The organism is Paenibacillus glucanolyticus, from assembly GCF_037333485.1.
Taxonomy (GTDB): Bacteria; Bacillota; Bacilli; order Paenibacillales; family Paenibacillaceae; genus Paenibacillus_AQ; species Paenibacillus_AQ glucanolyticus.
This window is the reverse complement of the sequence record NZ_CP147845.1, coordinates 6,354,487-6,374,896: the sequence shown is the minus strand read 5'-3', so window position 1 is coordinate 6,374,896 and position 20,410 is coordinate 6,354,487. Positions and strand designations below refer to the sequence as shown.

The following is a 20,410-nucleotide window of genomic DNA, read 5'->3' as shown; positions in this document are numbered from 1 at the left end:
AGATGCGAATGCAAGTCCCTTTCTTCGATAAAAAGATACTACATACTTTCTACGGCTTTCTAAGCGTGATAAGCGTCCTCACCTCTATTGTCTTTCTTTTTGTTGAAATTGACTCTACATGCAAGGCCGCCATTGGCGGAGGAGCACTGGCATTATTGGTCCTTGTTTACATCGGAATCTGGATCCATGCCAATGTGCGCCAGAGCATCAAACTAACGATTAACACTTCGGAGATTGAGGTGAAGTACGGTGATATATTTTCTGAGGAAGCCGATCTGAAGGCGATCGCTTTTAATGAATATTTCGACACATTGGTAGACGAGAAAGTCATCTCAAGCAATTCTCTCAATGGAATATATATTAAGAAATTCTATCAGGGCAGAGTCACTGCTTTAGACGAAATCATCTCTTCTGACACCCACTTGCCGGAGATGATCGCCCGCGAGAATGTGGGTAGGACTCACGGAAAGAAGACTAAATATAGGCTTGGAACAATATGCACGGTAGACGATTATCTCCTTACGGCGTTCTCACGTTTCGATGAAAGTAACAAAGCGTATCTCGAGATAAACGACTATATAAACTGCCTGTTGAACTTCTGGAATGAGATAGACAGAGTCTATGCCGGGAGAACTGTTGCCTTGCCCGTTTTGGGTTCCGGGATCACTCGCTTTAGAGAATATGAGAATATATCGGATCAAGAATTGCTTGAACTCATTATATGGACATTTAAAGTGAGCCGTATAAAATTCACGTATCCTTCTAAGGTGAAGATCGTAGTCTGGCAGAAAAAACGAGAAAAGATAAACCTGCTCACATTGAAGGACTTAGAATCGTGAAAGTGTATTATTTTACAAATGCATACCTCTGTAAAATGGTTGGTGTTCAAATTTATGAATCAGGTTCTCCATCGACGCTGCTGCGCGCTTCCCATCGAGTAATTCTCATGATAATTAATTTGGGAATCGCCCTCAGCCTTGCTCGGCGCCGAAAACCGACATGAAGTTCTCATTCGGCCGCAGACCAACTGATGCATGTGCTCTGCTGGAGCAGGAGGCGGTTAGATTAATCGGGGAAACAGTGCCATAAGTGACGGCGAAAAAAGGGATTAAATATACTGTCCTCCTGATCTTCTATCGTTTTGTAATTTATGTTATGTTAGAATCTGGATTTAAAAAAGTAGCAGAGGTGATTTTCATGAGTGAAGTTTTAAACAATGCAATGAAGGTGTTTCAAAAAAATTCCAAGTCTTCACTCAAAGAACTTGATATAGAATTTGATAGTTTAGAGAAAAAAGCTCGTTGTTGTTATTTTATTGGGAAAGTTTTATTGGAAACAAGAGACAATAACAGTGAAATTGCTCCATTGTTCGAAGAGATTTTTGTTGATTTATTTCAATCAATATCATCTTGCTTGAATGGACAATATCGCTTAGCATATCAATCCTTGCGTTCTTCACTTGAACTAACAGTCGCTGCTGTTTATTTCTACGATCATTTGATTGAATTTGCCCAATGGAAAAATGACAAATGGGATTTTCAGTTCAGTTTGATTAAGGAGATTTTATCAGAAAGCTATGCCCACGCGCTGGGAGTTCATTCTCCTCCTAGTGAAAGTAAGATACGGAATCAGTATAGATATCTTTCGCAATTTGTACACGGGAAATATGGCTTTATGACAACTTTAAATGAAGGAGCAATTCTACAGTTTAACAAAGACAGATCATTAGAGTTTATACGATCATTTGAAGATGTGTTTACTTGCATCATGAATCTAGTATCATATCGTTTTAGTGACCTGTTTCCCGATATCAGCAAAATGTATCCATTTTTTAGAAATGCATATCGTGAGGAGTAGGAGGTCATAAGGTTGCAATTGACACAAGATCCAAGTACAGCTTTGCAGCAAGCCCGGACTGAAGATCTGACTTCAGAAGAAATAATTGAATATGGATGCGTAAGTAATAATGAGCAGAGTATTCTTAAGCTATTGTGTGGCCCTGGTTGTCATCTCTTAGAAGGTAGTCGGGGCGTGGGAAAATCAATGCTGCTAAGATTGGCGGAATTATCGTTAGATGAGAGTTTTCCAGTAGAAAAAGTGGTAGGAGTCTATGTTAATTTTAAAACTTCTATTTTATTGGAGAATGATCGATTCAGTAGTGAGTACTACTCATTTAAAATTTGGGTTATGGCAAAAATTTTGCAGGAATTCACAAATAAATTGCTTGAGCTAGGTTTAATTGAAGGAGAAAGTACGCTTGATCCGTATAATAGATTACTTAATGTAAATGATATTAATACATATGGGAAATCACTTGATCAGAAAATAATTAAACTACAAAAGCTGGCACTTACTAAGGATAATGAAGAGCGTAGAATAATCGAATCCGAAATTGGTACGGATTTTGCTGGTACTTTTAATAATGTGGAATTAATTACAGAGACAATACGTGAGGTCTGTAATAAAATAAAATTAAAGCGTATTGTATTCTTATTTGATGAAGCAGCTCATACATTTATACCTGAGCAACAAAAGATATTCTTTGAAATGGTGAAATTGCTACATGGGGATGTTGTTAGTATTAAGGTAGCTGTTTATCCTGGTGTTACAAGCTATGGCGGAAACTTTGAATACGGTCAAGATGCCATTCCAATCCCCTTGGAACGCTATGACATGTACACGGCTACAAGCAGAGAGGGATTAAAATCGTTCTTCCGACAATTATTACAAAAACGTTTAGGAAAATCACCCTTAGCGAAAACTTTTTTTAGTAAAGGTGAGGTCTTAGATTTAGCGATCTACCTGTCAAATGGAAACCCCAGGGCGTTCTTGCACATAATGTCTAAATTAGAACGTGATAAGGAGTTTTCGACAAGAAATGCTATTTTGGCTACTGCTGAATATGTTGAAAATGAACTAGTGATTTATCATAAAGAGCTTTCTAAACGATTACCCAAGCTCTCCAATATAGTTGATCTAGGATATGATGTCTTAAGACACTATGTTGTAGGGGAAATTCAAAGGAAAAATGAAGGAAAAGCTCCGAACTTCCGTAAGCAGACAGTGTTTTTTACGTTAGAGAAGGAATGCCACTTTCGAATTCATAGAGCAATGCAATTATTGTGTTATTCAGGATTAATAACGAAAATGGGATTAGTGAAGATTAGGGATAGAAAAACCGCACAAAGGTATGCAATTAATCTTGGAATAATTGCAACAGATAAGGCATTTGCAAAGCCTTTTGCAAGGCAACCTGCGGATGCTATAAAATTAATCTCGAAAGATGACTATCGAGAATTTTATTCAACAGATCAAACTTTTGAAGAACTAGTTCAAGTTCATAATGATTCTCTACCTCCTTGTACTAATTGTGGAAGGGAGAGAGAGAATCCCCAACATGCGGGATGTCCTTATTGTATGGTTCCTTATTCAAAGGATAGCATACTACCCAGCTTATTAGATGATGATATTGACAAGCTGGCTATTCCCCAAATTGTCTTGCGATCAGTTAAAGTTGATGGACGGTATAAAAAAGTTAAGGACATATTATTCACCACGCTTGAACAATTACAGTCTGTATATCTTATTGGTCCTGTTCGATCAAGAATTTTAAGAAACGCAGCAGAAGAGTATATCTCGGGATAGTTATCAATTTATATACAAGATATTGAATATACAGTCAATGTGTTATTCCGATAATGTTTACCAAATTCAGAAGGTATTAAGCGAGTTATACTCCGGAATAAGTTAAAGGAGAACGAACATCACAGTGTTCTCCTGTCTTCCTTTTTCATATCACTTAACCATGTCTTCCAGCGCTTCCACCTGCGCATACGCTTCACCCAGGCCAATGGATCGGTAGTATTCAGCGTCACATCGCATGATCACAGCATCATGCTGATCCTCTGGGACGAACTCCAGAATGGCAGCTGTGATGGCCTGTTCCGAACGTCCTCACGCAGCTTGATCTCTTCCAGGCTCATATTGAGTATAGCCCCTGTGCTACCATTGGAGAGCTTTTTTCAACTCCATAGCTTCGATCGCAGTCACAGGTCTTATCACTTTCATCATGTTCACCCCGTATCGTAAAGCTGTATACCCGTAATATACATCCATGCCCAACGACGCTAATACAGATTTAAGCTGATGTAATTTAACAAGCACATATTCATATGAGGAGTGTGAGTGTCGTGTTGCTTTCTATACGTTGTGCCCATAAAAGGAAAGCTCACCCTACTGGTTGTTCAGGTAAGCTTGACCTATGTCCATTGACGAGCAGACAGACCGTTGAATTGAAATGAATACAATCGCTTTCAATAGCTTAGACGGCGATTTCGATTTTCTCCCGCTTCCTTGCTTGTTTATGCTGAAATGATTCCGCCGCCGTTACCACGGAAGATGAGAGGTAGGAATCCGTATTTCGTCAAAGCTCAGATCAATTGTCTCGATCTTCTTGCTTGTATTCATCGTAATTCGTTTGATGAAAAGGGCATCAACGTTTTTCGCTGTTCGAATGGCGCGGCAGTAAGTAGCAGATTGAATCCATGAATCAACTCACGCACCTGCTCGAAGGATACAGGAGATGTATTGCCATCGGTTAGTTCAAGCTCTATTCGGAACTTCTCCGAATGGAGTTTGTTCAATTCAGTCTGTAGTTCCTGCACACGTCCAGAGAATAGAGTCTTATCCATGTTCCCCAACTCGTATAAATCGAGATAGCGGCGCTTTTTGTTATCAGCCTGTTCTTTTTGGCTTTTAATGTGAGATAGCTCCGCTTGTTAGGGGTGTAGGCGGTGGAGCGCCATAATATGCTCTTCTAACAATCGTTCTTGCTGTTTGCGCGCATCCATCTCGGAAGCCCTCTGGCGCCATTTGTAATAACCGGCCCGCGAAACGTCCGCTAGCTGCAGAAGCCATTTCAGCGGATATTCCTGTCTCAATTCCTCGATGATCTCGCAACGAATGGCTTTGCTCGTCACTTCCCGTGTAGATTTGGATACCGCTTTTTTAGGTATGCGATCTCCGCCTTTAAATAAGCCACTTCTTCTTCAAGGCTGAAACTTAGTCTTCGACCGCCCTTTGTGAAAGGCTTCTTGTTCTAAAGCTCTACCTTCTTGATGCCATTTCACCCATACCTCAACTTGTGTCTTATTCCGAACCCCAGTCGCCTGGCCACCTCTCGATAGGACACATTCTCTTCAATAGCCAGCCGCACGGCCGCCTTTTAACTTCCTTAGAATAACTCTTGTGTGTACGCCCTGTTTTCCCCATGAAAAAAATCCCCCTTCAGCAGACAACATGCAAGTCCATCTTAACAGATGTCTCTTTTTCATTGTCTACCATGAGGGGAGAATACCAAAGTTGCGGTCTTTTTGTTCTAAGCCGAAATTGACAAGAACTTGGATTACTTGGCCGATTAGATGGTTATCTAATGTCTGGCGCGATTGCACCTTATTAAGCTAACGGGCAGGATAGCGTAATAATTTTGTTGAATACTTCTGTACAACGAGGTCGCCGAGGAGATGACAACCTCTAAAAAAATGACCCACCTGGTAAATGTTCTGTTAATGGGGTAAGGAGGAGAGAGTGTTAATGGAAGACTGTATATTCTGCAAAATCGTAAAAAAAGGTGAAGCCAATTATTGGAAGGTTTGTGAAAATGAGTCGGTTTATGCTTTTCTCGATATAAATCCCGTAAATGAATATCATACTTTAATTATTCCAAAAAGGCATTATGAGGACATTTTTGACACACCTGAAGATGAATTGATAAAAGTGATGTCAGTTGTTAAAAAGATAACTATGTTATATAACACAAAGTTAGGAATCAAAAATGTCCAGATAATTAACAGTTCAGGACCCGAGGCACAACAAGATGTGTTTCACACCCATTTCCATATTGTTCCTAGGAGACATGGTGACAATCAAGATGTTAAATGGACGACTCACCGAGAATGGCGAGGGAAATTTGATGATTTGTTAATGGTGTTAAGATAGCATGTAACTCTTGGCTGTTGTCGGATCATCGACAGCCTTATTGCGCTAACTGGAGAAGTTAGTTGAATAAAGACAAGAAAGCAGCCAGTCAGTTTGATCAGCTGCCTTAATTAAACTAACGGGCAGTTTTATAGAAATTTTGTGACTCTAAAGTATTGCTTTAAATTCCAATGTATTGAAGAGGTAAAATTTTGAAATGAAAATTATCAGAGAAGAAAAAAACGTTAGAGGGCTCCCTTTGCCTAACATAACACAATTAGTATTGTCTGAAGTTATTCCTCGTCAAGAATTAATAACGTGCTCGTTTGTACTTGCATTTCAAGAAGACGCATTGCTATTAACTAATTTGAATGAAAGAGGATGGGATATACCTGGAGGGCATATTGAACCTGGGGAAACGCCAATTGAGGCAATGAAAAGGGAGCTTTATGAAGAAACGGGTGCTTTGATTGAATCTCCTCACGTTCTCGGATATGAATTGATAAGACTATATAACAAGCCAGAGAATTATAAGTATCCATATCCAGAGAGCTATATGGTCTTTTATTCTGCAAGAATCATAAGGCTTGATGATTTTCAAAATACTTATGAAACAAACGGAAGAGGGCTGTTCAAACCAGAAGAGGCATTAAAAATTGCTTGGGTCGAAGCAAATAAAGCTTTCTATGAAGAAGGACTACGAAGAGCAGCTAACAATAGGTGATTAAATTAACGGGAAACATTAAAACAACTTTCCAACCACTGGAAACGTTTTAATCAAGGGAGGTAGCTTGGAAGCAACGCATTAATATTTTGTAACGGAAGAATAAATGATATTTAATGTTGGAGGAATAATTATGGAGACGAAGGAAGAAAATTTTCTAAATGATAGCACCATGGAATCAATCAAAAGTTTAACAGAGAAAGATGCAAAGACTTTCTTGAACCTTATATATGCACTTTTAAAAGACAACAAAAGTCCGAGCGAACATTTGAACTCAAATGTATTATCCATTTTTGAGAAACAATTACCGAGAGTGGCTAAAGCAAGACAGAATAAAAACTAATCATCATGCTGCTACAAAACGCTGTGAAGATAAAATAATTGAATTTGAGCAACGGATAAAGTGTGGGGAAAGTGGTGGGGATGATCGGTAGCCCGTTAAGCTAACGGGAAACGTTAGTTGAATAAAACTTAATGTTGAGCAGGCTGCAGCAGCCTGCTCATATTATTAAGCTAACCGGTAGGATACTTATATAAATTATTGAATTATTATATAGATTTTATTTATTTTTATGGGAGGGTCTTTATTGGAAATAACTATCATACCTCTTGATGAATCTCACATTCCTAAAGTTAAAGGTTTGATTGCTGGCTACTTAAATTCTTCTTCCAATCCAGTGGACGAATTAAATCCATCACCAAAGCAGCTAGAACAATGTGAACAAATATTATATCGTTTTACTAATGGCAGCTCAGCTTATTGTTATTTGGCCAAGAAAGATCATGAGTATATTGGGTTCATCATCCTTTCATGGAGCTTTTCAATAAGTAAAGGCTACCCAGTATTAAGGATAGAGGCTTTATACTCATCAGCAAAGCATAGAAATAAAGGCATAGGTAGGAAGTTAATGGAGCATGCAATTAAATTAGCTATATCAAACAAAGCCACACGATTACAGCTAGAAACAGATGATGATAATGCACCCGCTCGTACTTTGTACAAGCAACTCGGATTTAAGTTAATACAAGGTAAGGGCGTATATATGTCATTTTTATAGCGTATTTGGTTTTGAACTAACGGGAAACGATAGTTGAACAGAGCGAGGAGCAGTTTGCTACGGCAGCTGCTCCTTGTTTTTATTAAGCACAGGCAGTTTATCTGAAAGGTCGATAAGTTGTAATCTAAACTTACTGACCAACATCATGATGTTATTTTAGTAACTGTCATCATTGAATTTTTTTTCAAATCATACTCCATGATACCAATTGGAATCGAAATCCAACTTCAATAATTGTCCAAATCTCTCGCCGAATTCAATAAACCCTCTCCCTCTTGCAGTCAGTATATTCCCATCTTGGACTACAAGATCATTACAATAATTCTCTTCTTTAAAAAAACCTGTTTCCTTTCTATGTTCTTCATACATGCCAATTGTGTATTTACGATCTTCTAACAATCCTGCTTTTGCTAATAGATATGGAGAACTTGAGATTGCTGCAATTACAAGATCCTTATTATATAGGGAACATCTATTTATAAAGTCTATCAGATCTTCATTATCATACAGCGTTGAAATATCCATACATCCTGGAAGTAATAGACTATCTAGCGTATTGATATCGACATCATAGATCGTTGTATCAGAAATGCAAGTTAGATCCGATTCACCTATTATTGGTTCTGAAGTAATCCCTATTGTCTTTATCGGGTGATCTCCCTGCTTAAGAATGGATAGGGCAACGGTTAATTCATATTCACTAAACAAAGGGTATAAAATCACACCTGTTATTTTTGTTTTCATTTCATAATAATCCTTCCATAAATATTATTATTGTGGATGCCTTTTATCAAAAACAGGCACTTATGTGTGTCCACTTGTTTTTATCAATAGGTTCAAGGTTTTCTGTGTAAGTGGCATAAAGTAATTAAGAGTTAAACCGCCCAGACATACGGTTAGTAGAGTTCCAATACCAATTGGCCCATTGAAAATAATTGCGGCTATCAAGAAAAACAGATATATGATTGTGCGCGTAAATAGTATATTGAGCCCAGTAATCGTTTGTAAGACTAATGTTAGTCTGTCCACTGGAATTGGCGCGAAATTCGCGTGCAAATAAATAGAAGTACCTAACCCAATTAATATTAAACCTAAACCCAAAAAAGATAGTTTACTGATCCACAGCTTAGGCTCGATCAGATCCTTTAATAAAAAAATCCATAAGTCGATACCGAGACCTGTTATCAATGCAGTTACCATACCTAATATTTCCGGTCGATGTCTGGATAAACATGAATTACATCCAATCAATAGTATTGCGATTAGCACTTCCCAACTTCCCACTGTAAGACCTACATTTTTGGATAGACCGACTAAAAGTGCATCAAAAGGTGAAGCTCCAAGTTGGGAGAGTATTGTTAGTGAAACTCCAAGAGCTAATATGAATATCCCACAGCTGAAAAGGGAAAATGTCGTTACTCCAAACTTCTTCATTATTGTGAAAGAATATCTTTAATCATTACAATATGAGGGATACCATCCTCAATAAATTCAGCTGATGAAGCCTGATAGCCCAGTTTTCTATAAAACCCCTCTGCCTGAGATTGCCCGTGCAATTTAACTTGATGATTTCCTTTTTCAACAGCGATTTCTTCTAATGCGGAAATGATTTTTTTCCCAATCCCCAATTTCCGGTATGGTTCTAAAATACAGATACGTTCTAATTTACCTACTCCATCAAGAATGCGAATCCTTCCTGTACCAATTGGTTGCCCATTGTAATAGGCGAGTATATGTTCACATTGTCCATTCAGCGCATCAAATTCATCAAATTCATCTTTAAGTGGTACGCCCTGTTCATCAACAAATACTTTCTTTCTAATTAAGAATGCATTTTCTAATTCCTCAGGTCGTGTGATTCTTGTTGTATTCACGTTTTTATTCCTCTCTGGATTTATTTTTTTTAAAAAAACCGCCATAATGAATTTAGCATTAATAACAGATATATAATAAAATAATATTGTTGTAAATGCAACAAAAAATCTATTGGTAGGTGTTCGAATGAGGGAAATACTTCGCGAAGTTGGAATGATCGCTAGAGCTTTGGACTCCATAAGCAATATTGAGTTCAAGGAATTAGATCTTACAAAAGGGCAGTACTTATATCTGGTTCGTATATGTGAGAACCCGGGAATTATTCAAGAAAAGCTAGCGGAAATGATAAAGGTGGACCGAACAACTGCAGCACGTGCGATACAAAAACTCGAAATCTCTGGGTTTGTTGAAAAGAAAGACGATGAAACAAACAAAAAAATTAAAAGGCTATTTTCAACTGAAAAGGGTAAGCAAGTGTACCCCTTTCTAAAGAGAGAAGGGGATTATTCTAACTCGGTTGCGTTAGCGGGACTTTCTGAAGAAGAATCCGAAACATTGTTTCATCTTCTGCATAGAGTTAGAAAAAATATTGAGATTGAGTGGGAATTCGTAAAGAAGGGAAATAAAAGAGAGTACTGATATTAGAAATTGTTGTTCGACTAACGGGAAACGCTCACCGGACAAACGATAGGTGCGCAACCCCACAAAAAGTTGAATCACAATAAAAATAAAACTGCGGTTTTATGGGGAACTCATAGAATTTAATATTGTAAAAAAAGTTCATTGAGCTAACGGGAAACGTTAGTTGAATAAACGACCAAGACGAAGTGCCGGCGCTGATCGGCAGCTTCATTATGTTAATGGGCAGGATAATTTTTTTTCACATTTAAGTACATTGAATTGTGACGTTTTGCTAAGTTGAAAATAGCAACTCCTATGGATCAATCCATATTGTACTCGTTAAGGAATTAACGGAATACATTTGTTCAACAAAAAAAACTGTGGCAGTCTGGGACTTTATTTTCCCGTCCTTGTCTGACACGGTTCCTTTCCTAAGTCTATCGAGTTTCGAATTGAAAACCCATAGGATACCAACACTGTTCGGTCCAATACTTTATTTTCTCAGACCACAGAGAATTAAGGGATCAGACCAGATGGCCGGACCGAAGGTCTGATCCGTTTTCCAGAGGAATCTGGCCATTTAGGGGTAGAAACAAAGAATCGCCGTCTTATGCCGGCGATTCACGACTTCTTGTACCCTATTCTAATTGAAGCTGTTGATCGGCTTGTGCAAGAGCATACACATTTGTTCTCGCACCGGCCAACATGTCCTGAATTGTCCTGGCTCCTCTTGGTATAAGGATCAATTCACTGGCTTCGGTGTAGTTTGATCCTTGAGGTTCGCGAAGCCCGTCTAAAGTTACTTGAAAAATTTGGGAGACCATAATGACGAATAGATAAAAGCCAACGTAGTAATAATTTACGTTGGCTTTTTTTCGGCAAATGTTTGATAGAAAAATACACTATCGGCAAATGTTTGCTTGAATGACTATGCGTGAACACAGAAATCGGGTCATTAAAATAGGTACTTACGGCAAATTAATGGTTTAATTAATGGCAAACTTTTGGTTGAAACGATAAGGTGCTCTTTTTAATTTTATAGGAATCTCTCAGGGAGATTTTCTGAAATCTGTGCTTATATTCATGAAAAATTTTTTGAATTTCTCTTATGCAAGACATGCCGTTACACGCATAAGCGTACCACATATTGCATTAACATTATGGTACGCTAACTTTATCATTTAAAAGTCTTAACGCACAAAGGAAGGAGAATCCCATGCCAAGCTTTCTGGAATCCCTATATTACGGACAGTTGAATCCTGTAGAGAAGGCTGTTTCCACCGATCCTCAGTATCGGCAATTGAGCCGACAATTATCCGAGTCTATGGAAGTCTGGAAGAAGAAGCTTTCCGATGATGATTTTCATGAGCTTGAAGATCTATTTGATTTATGTCGACAAGTCCAAGGGCTGGAAATGGCTGCTTCTTTTACTGATGGTTTCAGACTGGGAGCGACGATGATCATCGAGGTGTACTCTGAATAGTGTGATCAGTAAGAACACTCATAGAACTGCCGTATAGACACGAACCACGTGTCTTTTTTTATATCGTAAAATATTGACTATCAGCTCCTACTTCGGATATCACAAAAAACGAATTTCACACGCATACAGCTGCCCATAAGGTATCTTCGCTCTAAATTTCCTTCACGCGGCAGGGATATTCCCCCAATTTATAGAAATCTCTGTATAACATCGACTATACATACAAAAGAGGCTGCTATGGACCAAGAGAGATTTATGATCATCGTTAAAGGTGATGACAAGACACAGGATGTATGCACATATGAAATGGATCCTCCAAGAGTAAGGATTATATATAAAGGTTCTTCCAAGGCTTATCCTTATCAACTCAATGATATACAGATACTGACGCCGACCGTTCAGGACATAACGGAGGATATGGCTGTTTTTTACGATGAGTATCCTTATTTTATAATGTAAGACGGGTGCTAGATTTCGGTCCAAAGATTCGGGTGTGTTTCAACAATGGAAGTATTCGTACATACGATAGTGGACGTATTCAAGTTAGGAGTAGTAGTACCCAAAACGCTGAAGGGCGTCAGATTCTGGATTATTGGCGCGCGATTTCAAACCATGTGAAGAGTGAGGATGAACAGGAGAACAAGGAAGCTTTTTTGGCAAAGCAATTGTAAAACTACATTATGTAGATCCGGATAGTGCTTTGAGCCATTATCTTCTGAAAAAACCTATAAAGAGCGATATCCGGTTACAAGCGGAGGTAATCATCACCAATTTCAATTTATTAGTTACAGTTTTCTCTTTTAACGTTCGACTCCCCTCGGTTCCATCATAATGAACACCATCCGCATGAGGATGGTGTTTTTGTTTTATATTAATACTATAGGTTAGAATATGTCGTACAGATGGAGTGAAATCGATGAATCATAGTCATGATGGAGAGGAACCATTGATAACGGTACTCAATATGGATGGTCAACAACTAACACCATGTTTACCCCATCGGGCTTGGCGGGAAGTTGAGCGATCGCGAGCTGTCTGGATTGATGAGCAGACGATCCAATTGCTTTATAATCCGTTCTTATTTCGGGACTATCGAAAAGCTGCACTGAAACGAGATCATCACACTTGTTTGTGGTGCGGACGACACGCTACGACAGTGGACCATATTATCCCCTCAAGCAAAGGCGGCTCGGATCTTCCGCAAAACCTGATCGCTTCATGCAGCGAATGCAATACGAAACGAGGAAACCGTTCTGCATTGTCCTATCTCAAAGAAAACGCACACTCTGTTCCAAATCTTATGAAGCTTTGCTGGCGTATCTTTCTAGCTAAATACAGACATCGTCAAATGAAAAAAGGGACACTTGAGTAAAGGCTTAGATTTATGATTTGGGAATCGTGGTGCAGTGAGCTTCAATGATCGCAGCCGTTTGTTGACGATCGCATTGATGGTTAACCATATCCACTGTAAAATTTTCGGCTTTCTTGCATCCATCTTGAAGTGCAGGCCATTAAAGCGTAGGAGTACAACCAGTGCTGTTTTGACCAAGGGATTCGAACAAAGCTGCGGCTATTTCGAAAATAGTAGGATAAGCATCTTCGCCAAAGGCAGAAGATTGAGGTCGATGGACAGTCGATTCGAGCAATTCAGGTTCTTTAACTCCAATATGTTCCCCGAGCTATATCGTTGTATCATGTTGGACGGATAAATAGCGGATGGATGTCATCTGTCCTTAAGTCCTCGAAGCGTTTGATCGTATTCTTCAATGACATCGTCAAAGTATCCATGAAGTCCGCACTTATTCCTTCAGGTAGGGAGACCTTTGTTGACTTCTTAATAATGATTTCTCCTGTGGCTGGACTAACCTCAATACTGACTGTGTCGCCTTGATCCAGTCCAATTTGCTTCAAAACATCAGTCATGGTTATACCGAAGGCTGTTGCCGAATTTGGTCACTTTCCGTTCCATCTCAATCATCCTGTTCATTAGATGCTCAAACATCGAGAAATCGTCAGAAATAGAAGCGATTGAATAATGAGGGTCTCCAGAGTCTTCGTATATAAATTTATATTCACAGAGGGAAAGATAATATAAGCTTGCAAAACAAGGCATTTCACTCAAAGAGTGTCAAATGCACGTTATGTTGAAGAAGGGCCAAGAGGTCCTTCTTTTTTTGCTCTCTTTTTTTCTGACATTTGTCATAACCGGCTTGTGACAACCCACACTAATTGAATCTCGCGCTTTTTCAATATAATGAGGACATCAAGTAACGAAGAAGAAATTAGCGGAGGTTAGTACAAAATGACAAAGGCGATTGAGTGTATAAATCTAGTAAAAAAATTTGGCGACTACTGTGCCGTTGATCATATGAATCTATCATTTGAGAAAGGTCAAATAACGGCATTGCTCGGACCGAATGGTGCAGGCAAGACAACAACCATTTCCATAATACTCGGAATGATCAAGCCAACATCAGGAGAAGTCAGGGTCTTGGGGATGCCGTCTGGAACAAAAGAATTACGGCAACGCGTTGGAGCGCTTTTGCAGGATGTTAAAGCAGCAGATGGACTTACGGTCAAAGAAGTGCTTCAATTGTTCCGCAGTTATTATCGTAATCCGATGTCGCTAGAACGATTGTTAGACATTTCGGGTCTGCACGCGGATCAGAAACGGCGCGCATCCTCCCTGTCTGGAGGACAACGCCGTAGATTAGCTTTCGCCCAGAGTTTGGCGGGAAATCCAGAGCTTCTCCTGCTTGATGAACCAACCGTCGGAATGGATATCGAGGCTCGTGGCCGCTTTTGGGACACCATCCAAGCGCTGGCAAGTGACGGACGTACTGTGCTCTTGACTACACATCATTTAGAGGAAGCTGATGCTGTCGCAGATCACATCGCAGTAATCGCTAGAGGACAGGTCGTTGCTGAAGGGACTCCAGAACGTTTAAAGGCTCAAACAGCACTTAGAACAGTTTCATTCCGAGCGGCGAACGCGCCAGCTGAGCAGGAATGGCTCACATTACCTGGTGTAGAAAAGGCAGAATGCAACGGAGAGCGAATTCGTCTGTATGCTCAAGAGACCGATGTATTGTTATTTACACTGATGCAGTCTGAATGGGGGATTTCAGATATTGATATACAATCCGCCAGCTTAGAAGATACATTCCTAAGTCTCACAGGTGCACATAAATCAACGATTATACGAGAATAAACATTTTTAGGAGGAAATTAATTATGATACATATGTTTGTTGCCCAGACCAAAGCAGAAAGTATACGAATTATCCGCAGTCCATTTTTCTTACTCTTCTCCATTGCGATGCCGCTTGCTTTCTACTTTTTATTTGCGAGTATGAATGGGGTAGATAAATCGATTCAATCAACAACTTGGGGTGTCTTTTCATTGATGTCGATGACTGCATTCAGTTTGATTGGTACAGCCGTATCTCAATTCGGTATCCGTCTATCGTTTGAGCATCAAGATGGGTGGGTACGCCTGTTGAAGCTGACTCCACTATCTCCTGCAGTCTGGATTGGCAGCAAAATTGTATCGCAAATGGCTGTTCACTTGATCGTCATTGTAGTTATATTTTTATCTGCTGGCCTTGTTCATGATATACAATTAACAGCCGGGCAATGGATTTTATGCGGATTATGGTTATGGATTGGGAGCATATCTTTTCTGGCGCTTGGTGCCTTGTTAGGAACGCTTAAAAATGCGAATACCTCCGTTGCCATCGGAAATGTATTACAGATGGGGCTTGCCATTGTGGGGGGGCTATGGATGCCGCTTAGTACTTTGCCAAGTTGGATGGGCTCGGTCGGGGAATGGCTTCCATCTCACCGTTATGCCAATGGGGCATGGAATATGATCGCTGGAAAAAATCCAGCAAGTATTGATTTCATAATTTTGACAGGATGCGGTCTCCTCTTTATGCTACTATCAATCTATATATATAATCGACGGGATGCGGTCTAATTGAATAGAGAAAAGTGGCGTCTCTTTCCAAAATCGGAAGGAGTCGCCCCTTATATTTTGTTAACAAATTTAATGATACCCATGTACTTTTTACTCTATGAGCCATCAAGTATACAGTGGCTTGGCTTTGTTCTGTTAGGCATATTCGTTCTATCGTTTCGACAATCCTACTTTTATGCAAAGTGGGCCACGCCAATATTGATCGTTCAGGTGGGTATACTTCTAATTTTAGCAGCTGTATTTCACCCTATGTATACATTTATAGGTTTTATGATAGCTGCTCCGCTGAGCAAACAAAAGCTGCCGATATTACTCTCTATAACGATCGTTTTCACTGTATCTATGGGATTTATCGCTGTTCCTTACTTGGATCGGATGGGCAGCCTAGTATGGATAGGGCTGGTGCCTATGTTTGGCATCTGTATTCTGCCGTATATTATTCGAACGTCGACTCGATTTCAACAGAAGTCTGCGCGGCTGCGGGCAGAAACTGCTGAACGAATGGCACAGCAGGAGGAGCGCCAGCGGATCGCACGTGAATTACATGATACATTGGGACATACGCTGTCATTAATCGCATTAAAAGGGGAGGTCGTTGAGAAACTGGTCAATCGTCATCCCCAGAGAGCGATAGAAGAGGCTCGAGAAATACGAGAAACGGCACGTGCAGCCTTGAAACAGATGCGTGAATTGGTTACGGAGATGAAAGTTACATATTTCGCTGACGAGTATAAGCATGCTGTATCGTTATGTTCAGCTGCGGGCATACCGCTTTTATTTCAATATCAATCGATTTCAGATCCCAGACCTTCTAATGTAGGGATGGAAGACGCTTTAGTGAACAATCCGCTTCCGTTAACACCCTTGCAGGAGACGATTTTGGCGATGTGTTTTCGCGAGACGATTACAAATGTGGTTCGACATAGCCGGGCAACAAAGTGTAACGTTCATCTAGACATTCAGGAAGGGGAAGTTCGTGTATCTGTACGTGATGACGGTATTGGAGCAGATACGGAACAATTCTATACTAGCAGTAATGGCCTCGCCGGATTGCGGCAACGGTTGGTTATGATCGACGGACGTATGTCGCTGTCTTCGGCCTCAGGCAAGGGGACGGAAGTCACCTTACATATACCTAGGGTAATACGAAATGAAAAGGTAGGTAGAGCTTAGATGATTCGTATTGTTTTGGCAGAAGATCAAAAGTTATTAAGGGGAGCACTGGCAACTTTACTCTCGTTAGAAGATGATATTGAAGTAGTCGGTCAAGCTGAAAATGGGGAAGAAGTGATGTCCATGATTCAGCAATATGAACCCGATGTCGCTGTTCTGGATATTGAGATGCCACTGAAAACGGGGTTAGATATTGCGGAATCGGTTCAAAAAAATAAGTCGGCTTGTCGTGTCATCATCTTGACGACATTCGCGCGTCCCGGATATTTCCAGCGGGCTATGCAGGCAGGAGTTTATGGATATCTTCTTAAAGATACGGGCAGCGAGGAACTGGCTGATGCGATTCGTCGGGTCTATGATGGGAAACGTGTCATCAATTCAGAATTGTCGCTCGCGGTATGGGATGATCCATGTCCATTATCACCCAGGGAGCGTGAAGTCATGAAGTTGGCTGCCCAAGGTTTAGTTCTTCAAGATATTGGAGCACAGCTGTTTCTATCCTATGGAACGGTACGGAACTATATGTCAGAAGCGATTGGGAAGCTTGGGGCGAATACACGGATTGAGGCGATAGATATCGCACGTAGCAAGGGATGGTTGGATTAAGGAGAGCTCCGAGGTAATGGAGGTAAGCAATCAGATGAGGAAGAGCGAAGTAGAACAGAGGATTAGGGAGCTGTTAAGCTCTATATTGTATAAGGTGAAATGATTTACATAGAGTTCGGTGATAATCCTGTCATCTGAAGTGGAGAGGGTTAAGGCTCCATAACTTGTGTTTTGAATTGAAGTTTCTAAAAAAGATTGATTGTTGAAAATAGTGCCATCACTCTATTTTAAGCTCTGTACTGAAGAGTACCCTTAAGTTGGTTCTCTTTTTTACGATTATCTTGTTATTGTTTCAAGCAGGAGGTGTTTATGATTGAATGGTCTATTAAAACTCTGGATGTTTCTTACTTCATTCGTATCAATTATCGGTATAATTGTCTTCTGGCCGAGATATGTCGATAACGATTTCCCTTTGTTTACTGATATATTTATGGTTTTCATATTTTTACCGAGTTTCTTTATTCTTTTCTCAATATTATCGTTTCTTATTAATCGATTCTTCATTAGAAAGATTTCAATTAAAATTTTGCTTAGTGTAATATTATATGGTTTATCATTTTTTGCGTCATATTTTCTTTTCAAAGATATTTGGAGCTTCAATGTGAGATTCATATCGATCTCTTTGACGTCATTAGTTGGTCTAATTCATTACTTAATTTCATATGGCTTGTCTCTCGTAAATTCAGCAATACGAAAAAAATTAGATGAAAACATAGGGTAAAGATAATTTTAATAGGTCTACTTTTACTTCAACAAGTTCCTCTAAGCCAGCCCAGTCCCTAGTCTAAAGTCTAGGATCAGATACCCCCTAAGACGGTTATGTCGGGCAAATAAGGCAGATATAATGGATGTATATCTGAGAGCGTGACTTATGAAGCCAAGGAGTGTTTGAATATGAAGGCAATGGAAACGACCGCCAAGGCACGGGCAGGTAAGGTGAACTGGGTGCTTTTTAATCCAAAAACCTATGCAACGATCCTCTACTTAATGCTATCCCTCCCATTAGGGATTATCTATTTTACAGTGGCCATCACGGGAATTGTACTATCCATTGGATTAACTCCAATATTTATCGGAATACCGCTGTTTTTTGGAGTAGCCAAGCTGTTGAATGGGATTGTGATTTTTGAACAGAGCTTGATTAGACAAATTTTAGGTTTATCTAATCCTCCTGTAGCGTATAGCAACCATCAACAGTCTGAAGTGGGGCAGAACTGGTTGAAACGAATGGTGAGAGGTTTTGACGGCGGCTTATTTATTCGAAATCTGCTGCTCGTTTTACTAAGATTTGTAACGGGTATCGTATTCTTTGTTGTTATGGTAACGGTGATTTCACTAGCACTGGGATTGATTGCTCTGCCAGTCGTGCATATCATTTTGATGAATGAAATGCAGCTTGATATTTTAGAGAATAGCTTGTTTAGTTATTTTCATATCGATTGGACCTATAATCAGCAATATCTGCTGTACGCAGGCGTTGGACTTGTTCTTTTTTGGATCGCACTTCGCGTCGTAAATGGGCTGATGCAAATTCAGCGCAGAATCATGTATGTGGATGAGCCATATCCGCAACCGTCAGTACCAGTGGAAGCACCTGTTCAATCGCAATATTATGAGTTCGAAGAGGATCAGCCCGCTCAAGGGATGATGCATACGGCGTATAGAGAGCTTTAGAAGCTCTCTTTTTTAATTCCACTACTTGAAGCGTGATTTATTTGAACAACTGAAGATTATTTGGTCTATTTGGCACTAGGTATTTTACTTTTGACTGAACGATATGGGTTTAATTCGTAATCGGCTCTGTCCTCCGACTATGGGGAGAAGGAAAATGGTCCCAAGGTCCTAACGATTCTTTACTATTCTGTTACTTGTTCCTTTTGTGAAGATGGATAACCTTTACTACAATAATTACATTAATCTGTATATTGTTGAGGTGAGTGCCATGGGTAAAATATTAGTTCCTCCGGAAAGACTTATGGAGATATCCCAACAGTTTGCACAGGCCAGGGAGATTGGGGTGCAAATTTGCAGCCACCTTACCCAGCAGATTCAAATCCTTGAAAGTGGATGGGAAGGTACGACAAGGCAACAATTCTATCAAAATTTCCAGCTGGCCCGTCAGCAAATGGATAATTTCACCGCAGCGGTGGGTTCAGTCAGCACGGAATTACATACGATTGTCAACCGTTTTAAAGAGACCGATTCCACTCAAGTTTCTTTACAGGCAAGGACGGTCGCCGATCCGATTGATCAAACCCAGAACGTGTTAGACAGCTCGCTTGAGGCAAGAGATAATCTGGAAAAGTGGGGAACTCTCCTTTACAGCTCTGTGGGCGCTTCCTTAGTCTTAACCAAGACGGTACAACTCAGAGTAGATCCTAGAAATCCGTCCCGAGCCAAAATTCATAATGCGCCATGGGTTAAAGGCAAAGGGAACAATACATTCTTGAAGAACCTGGCAAGAGGCATAAATCGCCAGATTGTGAACCCAGGCTTCATGATGAAAGGAATCAAAGGCTTTGATAGAGCGGCAAGCAAATTCGGTCTCAATTTTGGGCTAGGCTTTAGTCAAGCTAAGAATTTTCCTCAATGGACTAGACAAGTCATAGTCGGCGTGGAAAAAGGTAGATATGGGATCGCTACCAAGAAAATCCCAGGCATGATCGCCAAAAAGATATTCCCGATTAACGCAACCTTTAATGTGATCGGTGAGGCTTCCGGCCTTGTCAGTAAGTATCGTGAAGGCAAGCTTAACGGAGAAGAAGTAGCTGTAGCCGCATCCAACGTTGTTGTAAAAACAGCCGCCACCTATGGCGGAGCTGTAGCAGGCGGAGCCGTCGGAGCGATGATTGGCGGTCCGGTTGGTGCGGCCATCGGTTCCTATGTAGGCGGTACGGTTGGAGCCTTTGTCGGTGATGGCGCAGCTAAAGTGGTCGAAAAAGGAGTTCGCTGGATTAGCGGACTGTTCAAATAATT

The 20,410-nt window shown here is 40.2% G+C and carries 20 protein-coding genes; 16 read left to right on the top strand and 4 right to left on the bottom strand.

What is annotated here, in order from left to right:
* Nucleotides 1-8: 8 nt before the first annotated feature.
* The 3 genes from WDY75_RS29275 to WDY75_RS29265 all read left to right on the top strand — a co-directional run bounded on the left by WDY75_RS29275 (nucleotide 9) and on the right by WDY75_RS29265 (nucleotide 3,645).
* The gene (locus WDY75_RS29275) at nucleotides 9-839 is read left to right on the top strand and encodes a macro domain-containing protein (RefSeq protein WP_063478319.1); all 831 of its coding nucleotides are present in this window, start codon (nucleotides 9-11) and stop codon (nucleotides 837-839) included.
* Nucleotides 840-1,089: 250 nt separating this feature from the next.
* Nucleotides 1,090-1,857: a hypothetical protein gene (locus WDY75_RS29270; RefSeq protein ID WP_063478320.1), complete on the top strand. Its 768-nt coding sequence runs from the start codon at nucleotides 1,090-1,092 to the stop codon at nucleotides 1,855-1,857.
* Between the two features lie 12 nt (nucleotides 1,858-1,869).
* Entirely contained in the window at nucleotides 1,870-3,645 is a 1,776-nt protein-coding gene (locus tag WDY75_RS29265; protein ID WP_082834279.1) for a hypothetical protein, read from the top strand.
* An 818-nt stretch (nucleotides 3,646-4,463) separates the two neighbouring features.
* Here WDY75_RS29265 and WDY75_RS29260 read toward each other — a convergent pair.
* Entirely contained in the window at nucleotides 4,464-4,691 is a 228-nt protein-coding gene (locus tag WDY75_RS29260) for a hypothetical protein (protein WP_063478322.1), read from the bottom strand.
* Between the two features lie 901 nt (nucleotides 4,692-5,592).
* On the opposite strand from WDY75_RS29260, the gene WDY75_RS29255 reads away from it, so the two are divergent.
* From WDY75_RS29255 to WDY75_RS29240, 4 genes are all read left to right on the top strand, one after another.
* Nucleotides 5,593-5,997, top strand: coding sequence for an HIT domain-containing protein (locus WDY75_RS29255; RefSeq protein ID WP_063478323.1), 405 nt, complete (start codon nucleotides 5,593-5,595; stop codon nucleotides 5,995-5,997).
* Nucleotides 5,998-6,193: 196 nt separating this feature from the next.
* Nucleotides 6,194-6,700: an NUDIX domain-containing protein gene (locus WDY75_RS29250; protein ID WP_063478324.1), complete on the top strand. Its 507-nt coding sequence runs from the start codon at nucleotides 6,194-6,196 to the stop codon at nucleotides 6,698-6,700.
* 133 nt (nucleotides 6,701-6,833) lie between these two features.
* Entirely contained in the window at nucleotides 6,834-7,043 is a 210-nt protein-coding gene (locus tag WDY75_RS29245; protein ID WP_063478325.1) for a hypothetical protein, read from the top strand.
* A 244-nt stretch (nucleotides 7,044-7,287) separates the two neighbouring features.
* Nucleotides 7,288-7,758, top strand: a complete 471-nt coding sequence (locus WDY75_RS29240) for a GNAT family N-acetyltransferase (RefSeq protein WP_063478326.1) — start codon at nucleotides 7,288-7,290, stop codon at nucleotides 7,756-7,758.
* Between the two features lie 189 nt (nucleotides 7,759-7,947).
* On the opposite strand, the gene WDY75_RS29235 is transcribed toward WDY75_RS29240, so the two are convergent.
* Genes WDY75_RS29235 through WDY75_RS29225 form a run of 3 tightly spaced genes read right to left on the bottom strand, consistent with a single transcriptional unit; the run spans nucleotide 7,948 to nucleotide 9,632 of the window.
* Nucleotides 7,948-8,502, bottom strand: coding sequence for a DJ-1/PfpI family protein (locus WDY75_RS29235; RefSeq protein WP_063478327.1), 555 nt, complete (start codon nucleotides 8,500-8,502; stop codon nucleotides 7,948-7,950).
* A gap of 60 nt (nucleotides 8,503-8,562) precedes the next feature.
* Nucleotides 8,563-9,192, bottom strand: coding sequence for a YitT family protein (locus WDY75_RS29230; RefSeq protein ID WP_063478328.1), 630 nt, complete (start codon nucleotides 9,190-9,192; stop codon nucleotides 8,563-8,565).
* Complete coding sequence (locus WDY75_RS29225) at nucleotides 9,192-9,632, bottom strand: GNAT family N-acetyltransferase (protein ID WP_063478329.1); 441 nt, start codon at nucleotides 9,630-9,632, stop codon at nucleotides 9,192-9,194. The genes WDY75_RS29230 and WDY75_RS29225 overlap by 1 nt, the downstream gene beginning before the upstream one ends.
* A gap of 127 nt (nucleotides 9,633-9,759) precedes the next feature.
* Here WDY75_RS29225 and WDY75_RS29220 point away from each other — a divergent pair, with 127 nt between their 5' ends.
* The 9 genes from WDY75_RS29220 to WDY75_RS29175 all read left to right on the top strand — a co-directional run bounded on the left by WDY75_RS29220 (nucleotide 9,760) and on the right by WDY75_RS29175 (nucleotide 20,408).
* Entirely contained in the window at nucleotides 9,760-10,212 is a 453-nt protein-coding gene (locus WDY75_RS29220; protein ID WP_063478330.1) for a MarR family winged helix-turn-helix transcriptional regulator, read from the top strand.
* A 1,198-nt stretch (nucleotides 10,213-11,410) separates the two neighbouring features.
* Nucleotides 11,411-11,677: a DUF6809 family protein gene (locus tag WDY75_RS29215; protein WP_063478331.1), complete on the top strand. Its 267-nt coding sequence runs from the start codon at nucleotides 11,411-11,413 to the stop codon at nucleotides 11,675-11,677.
* Between the two features lie 916 nt (nucleotides 11,678-12,593).
* Complete coding sequence (locus tag WDY75_RS29210) at nucleotides 12,594-13,049, top strand: HNH endonuclease (RefSeq protein WP_074961820.1); 456 nt, start codon at nucleotides 12,594-12,596, stop codon at nucleotides 13,047-13,049.
* Between the two features lie 930 nt (nucleotides 13,050-13,979).
* Nucleotides 13,980-14,888: an ABC transporter ATP-binding protein gene (locus WDY75_RS29200; RefSeq protein WP_063478333.1), complete on the top strand. Its 909-nt coding sequence runs from the start codon at nucleotides 13,980-13,982 to the stop codon at nucleotides 14,886-14,888.
* A gap of 23 nt (nucleotides 14,889-14,911) precedes the next feature.
* Complete coding sequence (locus tag WDY75_RS29195) at nucleotides 14,912-15,655, top strand: ABC transporter permease (RefSeq protein WP_063478334.1); 744 nt, start codon at nucleotides 14,912-14,914, stop codon at nucleotides 15,653-15,655.
* Nucleotides 15,656-16,828, top strand: a complete 1,173-nt coding sequence (locus WDY75_RS29190) for a sensor histidine kinase (protein WP_063478335.1) — start codon at nucleotides 15,656-15,658, stop codon at nucleotides 16,826-16,828.
* Nucleotides 16,829-17,434, top strand: a complete 606-nt coding sequence (locus WDY75_RS29185) for a response regulator transcription factor (RefSeq protein WP_006207670.1) — start codon at nucleotides 16,829-16,831, stop codon at nucleotides 17,432-17,434.
* Nucleotides 17,435-18,328: 894 nt separating this feature from the next.
* Entirely contained in the window at nucleotides 18,329-19,108 is a 780-nt protein-coding gene (locus WDY75_RS29180) for a sensor domain-containing protein (RefSeq protein WP_063478336.1), read from the top strand.
* 268 nt (nucleotides 19,109-19,376) lie between these two features.
* The gene (locus tag WDY75_RS29175) at nucleotides 19,377-20,408 is read left to right on the top strand and encodes a WXG100 family type VII secretion target (protein WP_063478337.1); all 1,032 of its coding nucleotides are present in this window, start codon (nucleotides 19,377-19,379) and stop codon (nucleotides 20,406-20,408) included.
* The last annotated feature ends 2 nt before the right edge of the window (nucleotides 20,409-20,410 follow it).